Here is a 16,909-nt window from a genome sequence, read left to right on the forward strand (position 1 = left end):
AGCCCCGGGGCCGGCCATCGCCGGCCCTTTGACAACCCAAGCGACATGGGCGCGACAGCATCGCGCTCTCGACCTCTTCAAGAATCAGGTACCTCCATGGCACTCGTCAGTATGCGCCAATTGCTGGACCACGCCGCCGAACATGGCTACGGCGTGCCGGCCTTCAACGTCAATAACCTCGAGCAGGTTCGCGCCATCATGGAAGCCGCGGACGCCACCGATTCCCCGGTGATCCTGCAGGCCTCCGCCGGCGCCAGTAAATACGCCGGCGCCCCCTTCCTGCGCCACCTGATCCTGGCCGCCGTGGAAGAGTTTCCGCATATTCCGGTGGTCATGCACCAGGACCACGGCACCAGCCCCGCTGTGTGCCAGCGCTCGATCCAGCTCGGCTTCTCCTCGGTAATGATGGACGGCTCCCTGGGCGAGGACGGCAAGACCCCGGCAGACTACGACTACAACGTCGACGTCACCCGCCGTACCGTCGAGATGGCCCACGCCTGTGGCGTGTCGGTAGAAGGTGAGCTCGGCTGCCTGGGCAGCCTGGAAACCGGCATGGCCGGTGAGGAAGACGGCATCGGCGCCGAGGGCAAGCTGAGCCACGACCAGCTGCTGACCGACCCGGAAGAGGCCGCCGACTTCGTCAAGGCCACCGGCGTCGACGCCCTGGCCATCGCCATCGGCACCAGCCACGGCGCCTACAAGTTCACCCGTCCGCCCACCGGCGACACCCTGTCGATCCAGCGTATCAAGGAAATCCACGAGCGCATCCCGGATACCCACCTGGTCATGCACGGCTCCTCCAGCGTGCCCCAGGAGTGGCTCGAGGTGATCAACGCCAACGGTGGTGCCATCCCCGAGACCTACGGCGTCCCGGTGGAAGAAATCGTCGAGGGCATCAAGCACGGCGTGCGCAAGGTCAACATCGACACCGATCTGCGTCTGGCCTCGACCGGTGCGGTACGTCGCTTCCTGGCCGAGAACCCGGCAGAGTTCGACCCGCGCAAGTTCCTCAAGCTTACCGTCAGCGCCATGAAGGACATCTGCATCGCCCGCTACGAAGCCTTCGGCACCGCCGGCAACGCCAGCAGGATCAAGCCGATCAGCCTGGAAGGCATGTTCGAGCGCTACGCCCGAGGTGAACTTGATCCAAAGGTGAAGTAAGCGTCGATCAGATTCCCGCAGCGGTTACGCAAAACGCCCCATGCCTTCAAGGCTTGGGGCGTTTTATTGTGCGCCGCTGGTACAACACCAAACCGCTCGTCAGGTGTCAGCAGGTGGACTCTTCCAGCCGTCGCCGCAACGGAATATTGGCCTCCGTGCGGGCCGAGGACACCGGTAGCTCGGCGCGAATGTCCTCGATGGCATTGAGCAGCGGCTCCAGCGCGGTGAGATGGCGCGGAGCACGCAGTCGCCTTTCAAGCGCCCGATAGACCTCATCGGGGTCTTCCCCCGGCGCCTGGCTCGAGGTAAAGGGTGCCCGCCGCGCAGCAGGCGCCACCGAGACAGGCTCGAATAACCGCGCGTAGGGGTCTTCGCCGGACCAGGTCAGACACAGCAGATGATCCCGGGTGACCTGAACGTTCAGTTCCGGATAACTGCGGGCAAGACGCACGAGACAGTCAACGACATCATCGGTAAGAAACGCCGCCAGGGCGTCATGTTCCGCCGTGCAGGCGACGAAATAGCGAGAAAAGGCGCCCTCTCCCCAGCGTTCGCCGGTGGAACCGTGGTGCAACAGTCGCCACTTGCCCTCTCGCGGGTTGCAAAGATCCACCGCCGCTACCTCGAAGAGATCGCAGATCAGGCCGTTGCGATGGTAGGTCCGGCGGTCCTTGTCCATGCCCTCGTCATAGGCGAAGCGATAGACCCAGTATTCGCCACCGACGCGCTCATCGGCCGCCCTGCGGCAGTACTCAAGCTCGCCATTGTCCGCATAGGTACGCTGAAAGTCGGTGATCTTTCGCCGGAGCGTCGTCAGCATCGCATCAAGATCGACATCGGGCTCGGCCAGTCGAAAGTCGAGCTCCGCCGCACGCCGCACCAACAGTCGCAGGAAGGCGGCCACCCGCTCGGTGGCGTGCCAGTCGAAACCCAGCAAGGCTGCCCCGACCAGCGCCAGCGGAATCAGCCACGGCCAGGAGAGCCCTCCCGCCAGGGTGATGATAAAGCCGAGCGTGCCCAGCAACAGGCAGAGAAGCCCCAGCGCCAGAATAGACGAGGAAGGACGCGGATTGAGCGACACGTCCTCGTCCCGGGCGCGATCCAGGATCTGGATCAGCGACTCCCGTGATCTGGCCGCTTCCGCGGCATGCTGCTCGCGGCGCGTAAACCGATATGCCTTCCATAGCGGCGTCATCGTCGCGCCTCTCCTTCGCTCATGGTGATAGCTCTCTTGATGGCAACCTTGATGACAGTGATGTCAGCAGCAACAAGTCTAGTGTCCACCAAGACCTGGGCGCCCCTTGGCATGGCCACATCAGGGGTACACGGGCCGTCCCCATGGAGAGTGAAACACATCCTTCGGACCACACCCGGCTGCAGCTGTGCTGAAGCGATAACCTAAGCGCACTTCAGCGCAATCGCCTCGCGCCCACCACCCGGGCTGCCGACTCGAAGACCAGCGCCTAACCTGCGCCGTTCGATCTCCGCCGCTGGTGCTGGCGCCAGCGACTCGGCGCAACCCCAAACCAGCGGCGACAACCTCGCGTCAGCGCGCTCAACTCGGAGTAGCCCAGCAGATTCGCGATATCGGTCAACGGCAGCGACGTTTCCCGAAGATAATGAATCGCCAACTGCCTGCGGACCTCATCGACCAGATCCTGGAAACATCGCCCCCTGGTGGCCAGACGTCGCTGCAGCGTTCTCGGGTTCAGCGCCAGTCGCCTGGCGATGTCATCGAGTCCAGCGCTCCCCTGCCCCAGCTGCTGACGGATTTGCCACGACACTTCATCGACCAGATCTTGAGGGAGTTGTTCCGGCCGATAGGTCAGATACTGCTCCATCAAGCGATGCAGACGTCCGTCGGCGGTCACCAGAGGACGCTCGAGGTCGGAACATTCCAGCAGCCAGCCATCGGAAGGGCTGTTGAAGGTCGGCACCACCCCCAGCAAACGTTGATACAGGAGCGCAGGCACGCTGGGGGACGTCGCCAGATAGATGGCCCTGGGACGCCACTGCGGCCCCAGCAGCAACGACAGCAGGCGCTGGCCGACGCCTACCGGCAACTCGCTGATCTGGCGACCGGGAGCCGCCCCGCCCCCCACCATGGTGTAGCTGAGAAAGGCTTGGCGGGGGCCACGTTCGATGTCGATGACCGCACTGCTCGAGTGGGCGGAAAAGTGATCTGCCAGCGCCTCCAGCGCCAGGCCGACCGTGGCGGCATTCTGAATCAGGTAGAGCAAGGGTCCGAAGATATCGACTCCCTGGTACTGGCCGAACTTCAGGCCGAACAGCGAATCTCCGGATGCTTCGGCACAGTTTTCGAGCAGCATCGCCAGACTCGAGAACTCGATGATGCTTTCCGGCGACTCCAGCAACGAGAGCGATAGTCCCACCCTGGCAAGCTGGGCCTCGGGGTCGATGCCCTGCTGGCGCGCGAAGTTGGCGAAACCGTGCAGTGACGACGCTCGCGAATAGTCGGCCATGCTCTCTCCCTCAGCCTGACTTCCTTACCACCTACGTTGCTCGGATGCTGATTCTCTCTTCAATTTTCGAAGCGGTTCATCGTTTTCGAGGCGGTTGATCCTGGGGCTCTTGCCTCCAGCGCGCTTGGCCTGGCCCTCTCCATCTAAGGTCTAGCCCTGAGTGTCGTGCAAGGTCAAATCCTTGTCATCAAATGTCAAATCGGAGGATGTCTGGCAGACGAGGATGATGCTTCGAAGACGTTTCTTTGATCCATCCACGACAAGAGCGACAACAAGATGCCATTTCCTTTCCAGATTTCGACCCATGATGCCCTGTTGACCCTGGATACCCAGGAACTCCCCATCTATGAAGACGCGCTGCCAGGCATCCCCGGCGTCGACGTCCAGCCGCTGTTTCTCGACCCGCACAACGGCGTCTGGGTGCTGCGGGTGAAGTTCAAACCCGGTGTGGTGCTGCCCAAGCACTACCACACCGGTACGGTGCACTTCTTCACCCTGTCGGGACGCTGGCACTATCTCGAGTATCCCGATCAACCCCAGACCGCCGGCTGCTACCTGTACGAGCCCGGCGGCTCCATCCATACCTTCGCCACTCCCGCCGACAATGACGGGATCACCGACACCTTCATGGTCGTCGAGGGCGCCAACGTCAACTTCGATCAGCAAGGCAACTATCTGGGGCTGATGGACGCCAGCAGCATCATGGGGCTCATCGATGCGCTGATCACCGAGCGCGGCCTCGACCCGGCGCGCTATGTCACGCCTCCCCAACCGCACTACACCGACGCGCCGCGCTAGCCCGCCAAGATCACGCCTCCACGCGGCGTCAATCGACAAGACTCCCTACAACAATTGCGCTCGGTATGTGTCCCGCCAGGCAGGTGCCGCGGGGCCCGTCATCGACGCCAAGGAGATTCCCCATGCGCGCGATCGTCCTGCGCAACGAGCGACTCGGCCTCGAGTCACTGCCCGACCCGACGCCGGAAGCGGGAGAAGTGCTGGTCAAGACCCTGGCCTGCGGTATCTGCGGCAGCGATCTGCACATGGCAGATCACTGTCACGATGCGCTGGCGGGGCTTCGCAAGGGCCGCGTTCCGGTGGCCTTCGAACCGGACCAGGGCGTGGTCTTCGGCCACGAATTCTGTGCCGAGATCCTCGACCACGGCCCCGGCTGCGACAAGCGATACAAGGCCGGAACCCGCGTCTGCTCGGTGCCCTACGCGGTCAACGCCCAAGGCTTTCATCACATCGGCTATGCCAACGCCTACCCCGGCGGCTTCGGTGAGCTGATGCGCCTTCAGGAACACAGTCTGCTGGAGGTGCCCGGCGATTTGCCCAGCGAACTGGCGGCACTGACCGAGCCACTGGCCATCGGCCGCCACGCCGTCGCCAGAGCCCGGCTCGCCGGAGGCGAAGTGCCGATCGTGATCGGCTGCGGTCCGGTCGGCCTGTCGGTGGTGATGGCACTGAAGGCGGCCGGCTTTGGCCCGGTGGTGGCCACCGACTTCTCCCCCCATCGGCGCCAACTGGCCGAGTGCCTGGGTGCCGATATCGTTGTCGATCCGGCCGAACGTGCCCCCTTTGATTGCTGGCTCGAGGCCGCAGAAGCGCCACAGGGCTTCGACATGTACGGCCCCATGGCAATGCTGTCGATCGGCGCTCAGCCCAGGCCTTGCGTGGCCTTCGAGTGTGTCGGCGTGCCCGGTCTGATCGCCCGGACCATGCTCGACCTGCCACCAAGAAGTCGGCTGGTGGTGGTCGGCGTCTGCATGCAGACCGATCAGATCGAGCCGATCGTCGGTATTGGCAAGGAGCTGGACCTCAGCTTCTCGTTCGGCTACCGCCCCGAGGAGTTCGCTGCCACCCTCACCGACCTCGCCGACGGCCGCCTCGACGCCGCCCCCTTGATCACCGACCGCGTCACCCTCGACGGGGTCCCTGCGGCCTTCGAGACGCTTCGCCATCCCGGTGATCACGCCAAGATTCTGATCCAGCACGGAGACAGAACATGACCCCGAGCCTTTCCTCTTCTCTCGAAAATGGACCACACAGGCTGTGCGTGCTGGGTGGCGGCGTCCTGGGTGGCCAGATCGCCTGGCACAGCGCCTTCAAGGGCAAGAGTGTCATCGTCTATGACATCGACGACACGGCGCTGGAGCGCTGCCGCGCAAGCCATGACCACTACGCCGGCATCTATCAGGCCGACGTGGGCGCCAAGCCCGAAGCCATCGCCGCCACCCGCGCGCGGCTCGCCTATACCAGCGACCTGGCCGAAGCGGTGGCCGACGCCGAACTGGTGATCGAAGCCGTACCCGAAGATCCCGAGATCAAGCGCCAGCTGTACCGGACCTTGTCACCGCTGCTCAGCCCCGAGACCCTGGTGGCAACCAATTCCTCGACCCTGCTGCCCGCCGACTTCGCCGATGACAGCGGACGCCCGGAGCGCTACTGCGCGCTGCACTTCGCCAACCTGGTGTGGATCATGAATGTGGCCGAGGTGATGGCTCACCCACGCACATCACTCACTACCCTGGAGTCGGCTACGCGCTTCGCCATCGACATCGGCATGATCCCCATCCCGGTCGAAAAGCCGCGCAACGGCTATCTGATCAACAGCTGGCTGGTGCCACTGCTGACAGCTTCCCTGACCCTGCTGCGTGAGGGCGTCGGCAGCGCCGAGATGATCGACCGCACCTTCATGAAAATGTGGAGCTCTGCAGCGGGGCCCTGCGGCATGATGGACATCATCGGCATGAAGACGTGCTTCGACGTCAGCCACCACTGGGGCGAGGTCGACGACAACGACGAAATGCGGGCCAACGCCGACTTCCTCCATCAGCATTTTCTTGCCAACGGAAAGCTAGGTCTGCCCAGTGGCGAAGGCTTCTACCGCTATCCCGACCCCGCCTATTCCCAGAGCACCTTCATGGCGATCCCCGACCACAGCGAAGCAGGTCACATCGCGGCCCAGGTGCTCAAGGGCATGACGGGTTGACCCAGGAAGGGGCGGTGGGCGACGCCCCTTGCTGTACTGTGATCAACGCTTGCCGGGCAGCAGCCTGGCAGAACGCCCGCCCTTGCGGGTCTTGTCCAGCGCCTTGCGCCCGGCGCTACGGCCCACTACGCGGGCCACGCCGACCATCACGCCGGTAGCGGCTCCCCACAGGATCGCCTCGCGCCACTCGACGTCGTCGCGATCCGGATTTTCCGGCGGTTCCTTGTCCGATACCTTTTGATAGGCACGCTTGGCGGCCTTGCGTGACATCACGCTGGCCCCCACCGCGGCCGCGGATCCCACGATGGACCACAGTGTCTCTTCTTTCATGAGTACCTCCTTGAACCATGGCCGGGGCCATCCCGCCCCGAGAATGTGGTGTTTCGAACACCGCAGTGTTTCAGCATAGCGAAGAGGTCCTCGCCGCCTCAAATTCCCCTTTTCCGCACCGCAATAGTGCGGACTGCGCAGCGTGAAAAAACAGTGTTCAAAAATTGTGGTTTTCGACTTCGAACACAGGCAGACTCCGCAGAAATCTGCAACACTGTTCGATAACGCAACGAATCGCGAGGTCGCCTCCATGGCTCGCCCCCTCTGCCTGCTGTTCGACTGTGACGGTACCCTGGTGGACAGTGAACCCCTGCTGGCCGCCGAGATGGCCGTCAGCCTCTCCGCCGCCGGACTGCCGTTCCGGGCCGAGGACTATATGGGCGACTTTCGCGGCGCGCGCTTTCGCAACATCGTCGCCACCCTCGAGGCACAACATGGTCAGGTCGATCCGGACCACCTCGAGGTGCTGGAAGCGAGCATGCGCGCCAACCTCAACCGCCGCCTGGCCACCGACCTGACCCCCATCGCCGGTGCCACCGAGGCCCTCGCCGCGCTGTCGCACTACCCCATGGGCGTGGTTTCCAACGGCCCCGAAAACAAGGTGCGCACCTCGCTTGCCACCGTGGGCCTGACCGAGGTGTTCGGCAATCGCCTGTTCAGCGGCTACACGGCCAACTGCTGGAAGCCGGACCCCTGCCTGTACCTGCATGCCGCCAGCATCATGGGCTTCGCCGCCGAGGACTGCATCGCCATCGATGACGCCATCGTCGGCGTCAACGCGGCCCTGGCCGCAGGCATGACCGTGGTCCACCTCAATCGCTTCGCCGATGCCGAAGAAACGCCCGAAGGCGCCCACATGATCACCAGCATGTTCCAGCTGCCGACGGTCATCTCACGGCTGCAGAAGGATCGCGACAGACACGCCATGCTCTCCAGCGGCTAAATTCCGCTGCATATACCCTGAGGCCCGGCAATTGTCGGGCCTTTTCATTGCTCTACATCACCTCAAGACCATTGTCTAAGGCACGCCTTGTTGCTGGCTTCGGCCTTTAGCGCCTAAGCTTGTCAGCCAATGGGAACGTTCCCATACGGACTTCTCGACGTCCTGCCGTTGTCGCATCACCTGGCCTGCTCACCTCGACAGGGCTCGCCAGCGTCGCCCTTGTAAACGGACGATGCCATCTTATCCAAGAGCCGCCCCATGAATGACCGCCGTCGACCCGCCACCATCCTCGAAGTCGCCCGCCAGGCTGGCGTCTCCAAGACCAGCGTCTCGCGCTACTACAGCGGTGAACGAGAACGGCTGTCCGGGGCCATGCGCGAGCGTATCGTCGCTGCCGCCACTGCGCTGGGCTACCAGCCCAATCCCATGGCCCGGGGCCTCAAGGGAGGCCCCTCCGGCCTGGTCGGCATGCTGGTGGCCGATATCCGCAATCCTTTTTCGGTGGCGATCATGCATGGCGTCGAACAGGCCTGTCGTCAGGCGGGACTGTCGTTGATGGTGTGCAACAGCGATAACGACCTCGAGCAGGAGCGCCAGCAGCTGGCGCTGCTGTCGTCCTACCGTATCGAGGGCCTGGTGGTAAACGCGACCGGCCGCCACAGCGACGCCCTCGCCCAGCTGGCCGACAGCGGCACGCCGTTGGTACTGCTCGATCGCAGCCTCGCCGACGTCCATGCCGACGAGGTAGGGCTCGACAACGACGCCGCCATCGACATGGCCATCGCGCACTTGCGCGAACAGGGCTACGGGCGCCTGTTGTTCATTACCGAACCGCCGGCCCAGGCCAGCTCTCGCCAAGCTCGTCTGGAGCGCTTCAACCAGCGCTGCCGTGACGGCTCGCTATCCGGCGACACCCTGGTCATCGAGCTTGGCGATCGCCAACGCCTGGACCAGGCATTGGCTCGATTTGTCGATAGCGCAGGCGATTCCCGCCCGGCGATCCTCTGCGCCAATGGCCAGGTAACCCTGGCACTGACCCGACGCATGAAGGCCCTCGGCTACCTCCTGGGAGAGATCGGGCTGATGGGCATCGACGAGCTAGAGTGGTGTGACCTGACCGAACCGGGCATCACCACCCTTGCCCAGCCCACCGGTGCCATCGGTCAGGCCGCCGTCGACTGCCTGCGCGCCCGTGCCGTCGGGCCTCGGCAGGCGCCGCAGCGTGCGACCTTCGCCCCGACGCTGACGGCAAGGGGCTCCACCCAGCCCGCTGCCACCCCTTCCGTCACTGCGGAGCCTTCCTCAGTGTCCTCTTCGTCTTCCACCTCAGAGACCTCCTCATGAACCAGAACACTCCTGACATCCTTACCTTCGGCGAGGCCATGACGCTGTTCGCCGCCGACGCCCCTGGCGACCTGGCCGAGGTCGAGCGCTTTTCGCGCAGCTGTGCCGGCGCCGACACCAACGTGGCCATCGGCCTGTCACGGCTGGGCTTCAAGGTGGGCTGGCTCAGTCGGGTCGGCGAAGACTGTTTTGGCCGCTACCTGCGTGCGAGCCTGGAGCGCGAAGGCCTCGACTGTCGCCACCTGATCACCGACGCCGAGCACGCCACCGGTCTGGTGTTCAAGGAGCGCGCGGTGGGCGGCGCGGATCCCCGAGTCGAATACCGTCGCCACAACAGCGCCGCCAGCAAGCTGTCGCCGGCCGACGCCCAGGACGTCGACTTCAGCACCCTGCGCCATCTGCACGCAACCGGCATCCCGCCTGCGTTGTCCGCCAGCTGCCGTGAACTCTCGCAGTTTCTGCTCGAAAAGGCCCGCCAGCATGGCACCAGCGTGTCCTTCGATCCCAACCTGCGTCCGACCCTGTGGGCCAGCGAAAGCGAGATGCGCGACACCCTCAACGGCCTGGCCGCCCAGGCCAACTGGGTGCTGCCCGGTCTGTCCGAGGGCCAGTTGCTGACCGGCCAGACCAGCGCCCACGATATCGCCGGCTTCTACCTGGATCAGGGTGCAGACGCCGTGGTCATCAAGCTAGGCCCGGAGGGCAGCTACTACCGCGGCACCCTGACAGGGCAAGACGAAACCTTCACCGTGGCCGGCGTCCCGGTGGAGACGGTGGTCGATACCGTCGGCGCGGGGGATGGTTTCGCCGTGGGCTTCGTCAGCGCCATGCTCGATGGTCTCGATCCGCGCCAGGCGCTCAAGCGCGCCAACCTTATCGGCGCCGAGCAGGTCCAGGTACCGGGCGACATGGAAGGACTCCCCGACCGCGAGCGCCTGGACCAACTGGAAGCCGCAACCGCGGCCTGATGCGCCGACTGCCGAAGGCCCCCTTGCCTTCGGCAGACGTCACCCGACGCGGCCCCCGGCTGCCCCATGCCGAAAAGGACGGCCGGGAACCCACCGCACCACAACGACAAGAGCACCCCATGACCAAACGCATCCTGGTATTTCGCGAGATCAACCAAGAGCAGCTCGACGCCCTGCGCGAGGAGTTCCACGTGGACTACCTGCCGGGCGTCTCGCATACCGAGGACCCGGCCTTTGTCGACGCCCTGTCACGGGCTCATGGCCTGGTTGGTTCAAGCCTCAAGATCACCTCCTCGCTGCTCGACAGGGCGCCGAACCTCGAGGCTATCGCCAGTATTTCGGTGGGCTACGACAACTATCCCCTCGACGAGCTGACCCGCCGCGGCATCCTGTTGTGCAACACCCCTGACGTCTTGACCGAGACCACCGCCGATACGGGCTTTCTGCTGATCATGAGCACCGCACGGCGAGCCGTCGAACTGGCCGAGCTGGTCAAGCAAGGCAACTGGAAGGAAAGCATCGGCAAGCCGCTCTATGGCAGCGACGTCCACGGCAAGACCCTGGGCATGGTCGGCATGGGCCGCATCGGCGCCGCCATCGCCCGCCGCGGCGCCCTGGGCTTCGGCATGAAGATCCTCTATACCAAGGCCTCACCCAAGCCTGAGCTCGAGCGAGAACTCGGCGCCCAGCGACGCGAGCTGGAAGAGCTGCTCGAGCAGGCCGATTTCGTCTGCGTCACGGTGCCGCTCTCCCGCGAGACCGAAAAGCTCTTTGGCGCCGCCGAGTTCCAGCGCATGAAGCCCGGCGCCATCTTCGTCAACCTGGCCCGTGGCAAGGTGGTAGACGAAGCCGCCATGATCGCGGCGCTGCAAGACGGCACCCTGCACGCCGCCGGCCTCGACGTCTACGAGCAGGAGCCGCTGCCCGCAGATTCACCGCTGCCGCACATGGCCAATGTGGTCGCCCTGCCCCATATCGGCTCGGCCACCCACGAGACGCGTACCGCCATGGCCCAGCGCGCGGTGGACAATATCCGCCTGGCGCTCCAGGGTGAACGCCCGCTGAGCCCGGTCAATGACGAAGTGCTGACGCGCTGAATCCCCCTCTTCCCGCGAGGTATCCATGTCCGACACCACCGCCCCCCTCTGCCTGCTGTTCGACTCCGACGGCACCCTGGTCGACAGCGAGCCGCTGCTCGCCCGGGCCATGGCCGAGACCTTCCCCGACTTCGGCCTGCCGTTCACGCCCGAGCAGTACATGGAGGAGTTTCGCGGCGTGCGCTTTCTCGACATCGTGCTCGAACTCGAGCAACGCTTCGGCGCCCTCGATGACGCCCGGCGCGACGTCATGGAGGATCGCCTGCGGGACAATATGGCCGCGCGCATGAAGGCCGAGCTGACCCCGGTTCCGGGCATCCCGGAAGCCCTTGCAGCGCTTTCCGGCCACCCCAAGGCGGTGGCCTCCAACGGCCCGCTGGCCAAGATCCGCCTGGCCATGGCAACCAGTGGACTGGCGCCGCACTTCGGCGACAATCTCTACAGCGCCTACGAGTTGCAGGTGTGGAAGCCGGACCCCGGGTTGTATCTCGCCGCCGCCGAAGGCATGGGCGCCGAACCGGAGAACTGCGTGGTGATCGACGACGCTGCGGTAGGGGTGGAAGCCGGACTCAAGGCCGGCATGCAGGTCATCCACATCAACCACTTTCCCGACGAGGAGCACACCCCGGAGGGCGCCATCGCCATCACCCACGCCAGCGAACTGGTGACAGCCATCGAGCGCTTGAACCTGGAGCGGCGAGGCCACCAGCGGGGCGTCGCCGCCACCGAGTGACCGGGCCAGGGCGCTGCGAGACACTCGTCCAGGCCCCCCCAGGCCAACCGGTGGTCTTTTCGCCACTCTTTGCTACTTTAGCGATCGTCGGTGCTCTATGCGCGATTGACCACAACGGCTCGCGAATTGATCTTGATCGCTATACTAAAGTCCCCCGTCGAAACCGGGCATACAGGGATTGCCGCGTTGCACAAGGCTCCCTATGCTGACGGGACAGCCCCTTAAAGTCAGGAGACACTCCATGCAAGAAGTGGTGATCGTTGCTGCACGCCGTACCGCCGTTGGCGCCTTCGGTGGCTCCCTCGCCGGCATTCCCGCCAGCGACCTTGGCGCCGCCGTGATCAAGGACGTGCTGGCACAGACCGGCGTCAAGCCGGAACAGGTCGACGAGGTCCTGCTGGGGCAGGTGCTGACCGCAGGTGTCGGCCAGAACCCCGCCCGTCAGGCGTCCATCAAGGCAGGCCTGCCCGACGCCGTGCCCGCCATGACCATCAACAAGGTCTGTGGCTCCGGCCTCAAGGCCCTGCATCTGGGCGCCCAGGCGATCATGCTCGGCGACGCCGAGGTGATCATCGCCGGCGGTCAGGAAAACATGTCGGCTTCCCCGCACGTGCTGCCCAATTCACGCAACGGCCAGCGCATGGGTGACTGGAAGGCCATCGATACCATGGTCCATGACGGCCTGTGGGACGCCTTCAACAACTACCATATGGGCATCACCGCCGAGAACCTCGGCGAGAAGTACGGTGTCACCCGCGAGGAGATGGACACCTTCGCCGCCGCCTCCCAGCAGAAGGCCGCCGCCGCGATCAAGGAAGGCCGCTTCAAGGGCCAGATCGTGCCGATCGAGATTCCCCAGCGCAAGGGCGACCCGGTGGTCTTCGACACCGACGAGAACCCGCGCGAAGTGTCCGCAGAAAAACTCGGCACCATGCGTCCGGCGTTCAAGAAAGACGGCAGCGTGACCGCCGGCAACGCCTCCTCGCTCAACGATGGCGCCGCCGTGGTCATGCTGTGTTCCGCCGACAAGGCCAAGGAGCTCGGCCTGGAGCCGCTGGCACGCATCAAGGCCTACTCCAACGCCGGCGTCGACCCGGCGATCATGGGCATCGGCCCGGCCCCGGCCACCCGCCGCTGCCTCGAGAAGGCCGGCTGGAGCATCGATGAGCTGGATCTGGTCGAGGCCAACGAGGCCTTCGCCGCCCAGGCCATCTCGGTCAACAAGGAACTCGGCTGGGATACCGACAAGATCAACGTCAACGGCGGCGCTATCGCCCTTGGCCACCCGATCGGCGCCTCCGGCTGCCGCGTGCTGGTGACCCTAGTCCACGAGATGATCGCCCGCGACGCCAAGAAGGGCCTTGCTACCCTGTGTATCGGTGGCGGTCAGGGCGTGGCGCTCGCCATCGAGCGCTGATCGGCGTCTCGACGCCAGAGGGCGCTGACCGACAGGCCCTCGCCAATCAAGCACTTGCGAAGTAAGCACTGCCCAGATAGGCCCCTGCCCAGCAGGGGCCTTTTTCATGCCACGTTGAGCGCCCCCCAGGACGCGCTCGCTGGCGCCTCGGGCGCCAGGGCTCATACCCCGTTGTCTACCGCCCTACCTCTTGTCGCTCGGCCATGACGCTCTTCCCGGTGGGCTCCCCACCGCTTTTCCGCCCAGACCGGCGCCGCCAGTCGGAAGAAGCGCTCGACCACTGATTCATCGGTGGGGGCGCTTGCAAGGCTCGTCACGACGAACACCGGCAGGTTGACCAACAGCCCCCAGAAGCCAGCATGGATGCCCAGCGGATGCGGCCACAGGGTGATGCAGGCCACCGTCACCACAAAGCCCGCGAGGATGCCGGCGGTCACGCCGCGAGCGTTGGCCCGGGGCCAGAAGAACATGCCGATGAAGGCCGGCAGCACCTGGGAGGCGAAGCCGAGACCGATCAGCAGGATCATCACCAGACTCCCCGGCTCGGCGATCGCCAGCGGCGCGATCACCAACGCCATCAAGGGCACGATCAAGCGCTTGGCCCAGCGCCCGGCACGCTCATCGCTGAAGCCTGCCCAGGGCCCTATCACGTCGCGGCTGAGGCTCAGCGCCACCGAGTGGATAAAGGGCTCGGACGAGGACATCGAGGCGGCCAGGGTGCCGGAGCCGAGCAGCCCTACCAGCAGCACTGGCAAGTTGGCCATGGCGTACTCGAGCACCACGGTATCGGCACGCTCGAGCCCCGGCAGGGCGAAGACGCCGATAAAGCCCACCGTGACCAGCGGCAGGATCACCAGATAGTAGCTGGGCAGCCAGGTGGCAGAGAGCCGTAGGGTGCGCGCCGAGGTGGCGCTCATCCACTGGGTCCACACCGGCGGCATGAACGACAGCATCGAGACGATGATCGAGGTGGTCCAGAAGGCAAAGCTCATGTCGCCACCGGCGCCGGGAAGGGTCAGAAACGCCGGGCGCTCGGCGAGGGCCTGACGGTACACCTCGTCAAATCCCCACTGACCGGTGGCGCTGTGGGTGGCCCACAGACCGACGGACCAGGCCACCGCGAACATCAATATGCCCTGGAAGACGTTGGTACGACCGATGGCCCGCTGTCCGCGCAGGGTGAGATAGACCGCAATGGCGCCCAGCACGATCACCACACCGAGCCAGATCGGGATGCGCCCACCACTCATCACATTAAGGATGTAGGCCGAGCCGATGGTCTGCAGCACCGCGTAGGCCAAGGAGCCGATCGCCATCACCAGCGCCGCCAGCGCACCGAGCCCCGGGCTCTGGTAGCGATCGGCGATGGCACTGGCCTGGGTAACATGGCCGAAGTGGGCACCGAAGGCCCACACCCGGGGGCCGAAGTACCAGGCCACCAGTGCCAGATAACCCAGGTAGACCACCACGTAGAACACCGGCACGCCCTTGGCGTAGGCCCAGCCCGGCGCCCCCATGAAGGTGTAGGCACTGACGCTGCCGGCGGCGATCAACAGATACAGTGTGACCGGGCCCATGCTGCGCCCGGCCACGCCCCACTCCTCCAGCGCGTTCGACGAGCGCCCGGCGCGACCGCCCAGGCCGATGACCAGGGCCAGCAGGACGTAGCCCAGGGTCAGACTCAGCGGCAACCACTCACTCATCGTTGACCTCGCCCTCTCCCACCTTTCCGATCCTTGTGCGCGTATCGCCATTGCCAGCGTGCTCACCGGCTTCGTCCTGACCTCGATGGAGCAGACGGTTGCCCAGCAGCATCGTCAGCGTACAGCCAACCAGGATCAGGTAGCTCCAGGCCACCAGCGCCGGCAGGCCCAGCACCAGCCGCGCTTGATTGACCAGCGCGATCACGGGCCAGATACCCGCAGCAAAGACGGCGACGGCCGCCACCAGCACCAGCCAGCCACGCAGGCTCGCTGGCACAACAAGGGAAGAAGACATCGAGGCTCCTCGACTCACGGTAAGTCCATCATCAAACAACAAGAACGAAAGCGAGCCGAGGTTACCCTCTGCCACGACTCGCCATAAGGGCTGACGCCCTGCGCCATGCCCGGGATCAAGTCCGCGACGTCGTCCCGGGCGGCCTGGTTTCCTGCCGGCTGACCACCCGCGCAGGGGTCACCGCGATCAGCAGCGCCGCCGCCACGAACAGCCCTCCCGCCGCCAGCAGCACCGCCGATAGTCCGAGCGCATCCACCACCTGGCCGCCGGACAGGGCGCCGAGGCCGATCGACAGGTTGAACACGAAGGCCATCATGGCGGTGGCAGCCTCGGGATTGGTGGCCGAGCGCAGGATCCAGGTCTGCAGGCTGACCGAGATACCGCCGAACACCAGCCCCCACAGCATCAGCAACACCGTGGCGCTGAACGGGCGGATACCCAGCCAGGGAAAGGCCAGGGTCGTGGCCGCCAGCACCAAGGGTATCAGCAGCACCGTGAGGTAGGGCCGGCGACCGGCGAGGCTACCGGCAATGAAGTTGCCGGCGAGCCCCGCCGCGCCGAACAGCAGCAACAGGCGAGAGACATCGCCCAGCGCTACCCCGCCAAGACGCTGCAGGATCGGGCTGACAAAGGTATAGGCGCCAAAGTGGCCGACCACGATAAGCGCGGTCGCCAAGGCGCCGATGCACACGCCGGGCACCCTGAGCTGGCCACCAAGGCTCGCCAGTCGTACCGGCTTGCGGGCGGGCAGGCTCGGCAACAGGCGCCACAGCCCGATGCACACCACCACACTCAGCCCGCCAAGAGCGGCGAAGGCGGTGCGCCAGTCGCTGACATCACCCAGCCAGGTCCCCGCCGGCACCCCCAGCACCGTGGCCGCGGCGACACCGCTGAAGATCAGCGACATCGCCCGCGGCACCTGCTCGAGCGCCACCAGCCTGCCGGCGAGTCCGCCGGCGATGGCCCAGAAGCCGCCGATGCAGCAGCCGATCAGCACCCGGGTGGCCAGCAGCCAGCCAAAGCTGTCCATCAATGCACCGAGGACACTGGCCAGGGCCATCAAGGCCATCAGCCCGGTCAGCAGGTAGCGACGATCGAGGCGCCCCACCGCCACCGGCAACAGCGGCGCGGCGAACGCCGCCACTACGCCGGGCACGGTGATCATCAAACCCGCCTTGCCCTCGCTGACGTCCAGCGAGGAAGCGAGCTGGGACAACAGCCCGATGGGGAGCTGCTCGGCGGTCACCAGCAGAAAGATGCCGGCCATCACACTGACCACGGCCCACCAATCGCGGCGACGGGTGGTGGCCTTGGCGGGCGCGGCCGAAGAGGAATCGAGTTGCGTCATGTCCATCTCATTACCGCCCGGTGATCGCGCCGACAGGCCGAGATCAGCGGGACACACACAAAAACGCCCCCGTGGCGTCAGCGACGGGGGCG

At 65.3% G+C, this 16,909-nt stretch carries 16 protein-coding genes; 10 read left to right on the forward strand and 6 right to left on the reverse strand.

Annotation, left to right across the window (positions count from 1 at the left end):
* The first annotated feature begins 96 nt into the window (after window positions 1-96).
* The gene (gene fba / locus NH448_RS04175; RefSeq protein WP_253028432.1) at window positions 97-1,161 is read left to right on the forward strand and encodes a class II fructose-bisphosphate aldolase; all 1,065 of its coding nucleotides are present in this window, start codon (window positions 97-99) and stop codon (window positions 1,159-1,161) included.
* A gap of 106 nt (window positions 1,162-1,267) precedes the next feature.
* Here the strand turns inward: fba and NH448_RS04180 are convergent, their stop codons facing one another.
* Window positions 1,268-2,356, reverse strand: a complete 1,089-nt coding sequence (locus NH448_RS04180; RefSeq protein WP_253028433.1) for a hypothetical protein — start codon at window positions 2,354-2,356, stop codon at window positions 1,268-1,270.
* A gap of 268 nt (window positions 2,357-2,624) precedes the next feature.
* A complete protein-coding gene (locus NH448_RS04185; protein WP_253028434.1) occupies window positions 2,625-3,644 on the reverse strand; it encodes an AraC family transcriptional regulator in 1,020 nt (339 codons plus the stop codon).
* A gap of 276 nt (window positions 3,645-3,920) precedes the next feature.
* On the opposite strand from NH448_RS04185, the gene NH448_RS04190 reads away from it, so the two are divergent.
* The 3 genes from NH448_RS04190 (at window position 3,921) to NH448_RS04200 (ending at window position 6,639) form a co-directional block, all read left to right on the forward strand.
* Window positions 3,921-4,442: a 2,4'-dihydroxyacetophenone dioxygenase family protein gene (locus NH448_RS04190; protein WP_108449999.1), complete on the forward strand. Its 522-nt coding sequence runs from the start codon at window positions 3,921-3,923 to the stop codon at window positions 4,440-4,442.
* Window positions 4,443-4,564: 122 nt separating this feature from the next.
* Window positions 4,565-5,656, forward strand: coding sequence for a zinc-binding dehydrogenase (locus NH448_RS04195; protein ID WP_213227328.1), 1,092 nt, complete (start codon window positions 4,565-4,567; stop codon window positions 5,654-5,656).
* Window positions 5,653-6,639 (forward strand): 3-hydroxyacyl-CoA dehydrogenase, encoded by a 987-nt coding sequence (locus tag NH448_RS04200; protein ID WP_253028435.1) that lies wholly within the window; start codon window positions 5,653-5,655, stop codon window positions 6,637-6,639. Before NH448_RS04195 ends, NH448_RS04200 begins: the two co-directional genes overlap by 4 nt.
* 42 nt (window positions 6,640-6,681) lie before the next feature.
* Here the strand turns inward: NH448_RS04200 and NH448_RS04205 are convergent, their stop codons facing one another.
* On the reverse strand, window positions 6,682-6,969 hold the full coding sequence (locus NH448_RS04205; RefSeq protein WP_052704310.1) for a DUF4235 domain-containing protein: 288 nt from the start codon (window positions 6,967-6,969) through the stop codon (window positions 6,682-6,684).
* A gap of 250 nt (window positions 6,970-7,219) precedes the next feature.
* Between NH448_RS04205 and NH448_RS04210 the strand changes: the two genes are divergently transcribed.
* The 6 genes from NH448_RS04210 to NH448_RS04235 all read left to right on the forward strand — a co-directional run bounded on the left by NH448_RS04210 (window position 7,220) and on the right by NH448_RS04235 (window position 13,471).
* Complete coding sequence (locus NH448_RS04210) at window positions 7,220-7,912, forward strand: HAD-IA family hydrolase (protein ID WP_045992255.1); 693 nt, start codon at window positions 7,220-7,222, stop codon at window positions 7,910-7,912.
* A 258-nt stretch (window positions 7,913-8,170) separates the two neighbouring features.
* Window positions 8,171-9,256, forward strand: coding sequence for a LacI family DNA-binding transcriptional regulator (locus NH448_RS04215; protein ID WP_045992256.1), 1,086 nt, complete (start codon window positions 8,171-8,173; stop codon window positions 9,254-9,256).
* Window positions 9,253-10,224: a sugar kinase gene (locus NH448_RS04220; protein ID WP_253028436.1), complete on the forward strand. Its 972-nt coding sequence runs from the start codon at window positions 9,253-9,255 to the stop codon at window positions 10,222-10,224. The genes NH448_RS04215 and NH448_RS04220 overlap by 4 nt, the downstream gene beginning before the upstream one ends.
* Before the next feature lie 119 nt (window positions 10,225-10,343).
* A complete protein-coding gene (locus tag NH448_RS04225) occupies window positions 10,344-11,321 on the forward strand; it encodes a D-glycerate dehydrogenase (protein ID WP_253028437.1) in 978 nt (325 codons plus the stop codon).
* A gap of 25 nt (window positions 11,322-11,346) precedes the next feature.
* A complete protein-coding gene (locus tag NH448_RS04230) occupies window positions 11,347-12,054 on the forward strand; it encodes an HAD-IA family hydrolase (protein WP_108450006.1) in 708 nt (235 codons plus the stop codon).
* Between the two features lie 241 nt (window positions 12,055-12,295).
* The gene (locus NH448_RS04235) at window positions 12,296-13,471 is read left to right on the forward strand and encodes an acetyl-CoA C-acetyltransferase (protein WP_108450007.1); all 1,176 of its coding nucleotides are present in this window, start codon (window positions 12,296-12,298) and stop codon (window positions 13,469-13,471) included.
* A gap of 161 nt (window positions 13,472-13,632) precedes the next feature.
* On the opposite strand, the gene NH448_RS04240 is transcribed toward NH448_RS04235, so the two are convergent.
* From NH448_RS04240 to NH448_RS04250, 3 genes are all read right to left on the reverse strand, one after another.
* A complete protein-coding gene (locus NH448_RS04240; RefSeq protein WP_253028438.1) occupies window positions 13,633-15,174 on the reverse strand; it encodes a sodium:solute symporter family protein in 1,542 nt (513 codons plus the stop codon).
* The gene (locus NH448_RS04245; RefSeq protein ID WP_253028439.1) at window positions 15,167-15,469 is read right to left on the reverse strand and encodes a hypothetical protein; all 303 of its coding nucleotides are present in this window, start codon (window positions 15,467-15,469) and stop codon (window positions 15,167-15,169) included. Before NH448_RS04245 ends, NH448_RS04240 begins: the two co-directional genes overlap by 8 nt.
* Before the next feature lie 115 nt (window positions 15,470-15,584).
* Window positions 15,585-16,817: an MFS transporter gene (locus NH448_RS04250; RefSeq protein WP_253028440.1), complete on the reverse strand. Its 1,233-nt coding sequence runs from the start codon at window positions 16,815-16,817 to the stop codon at window positions 15,585-15,587.
* Window positions 16,818-16,909 lie beyond the last annotated feature (92 nt).

The sequence above is a fragment of the Halomonas sp. OfavH-34-E genome, assembly GCF_024124525.1.
GTDB classification, from domain to species: Bacteria; Pseudomonadota; Gammaproteobacteria; order Pseudomonadales; family Halomonadaceae; genus Halomonas; species Halomonas litopenaei.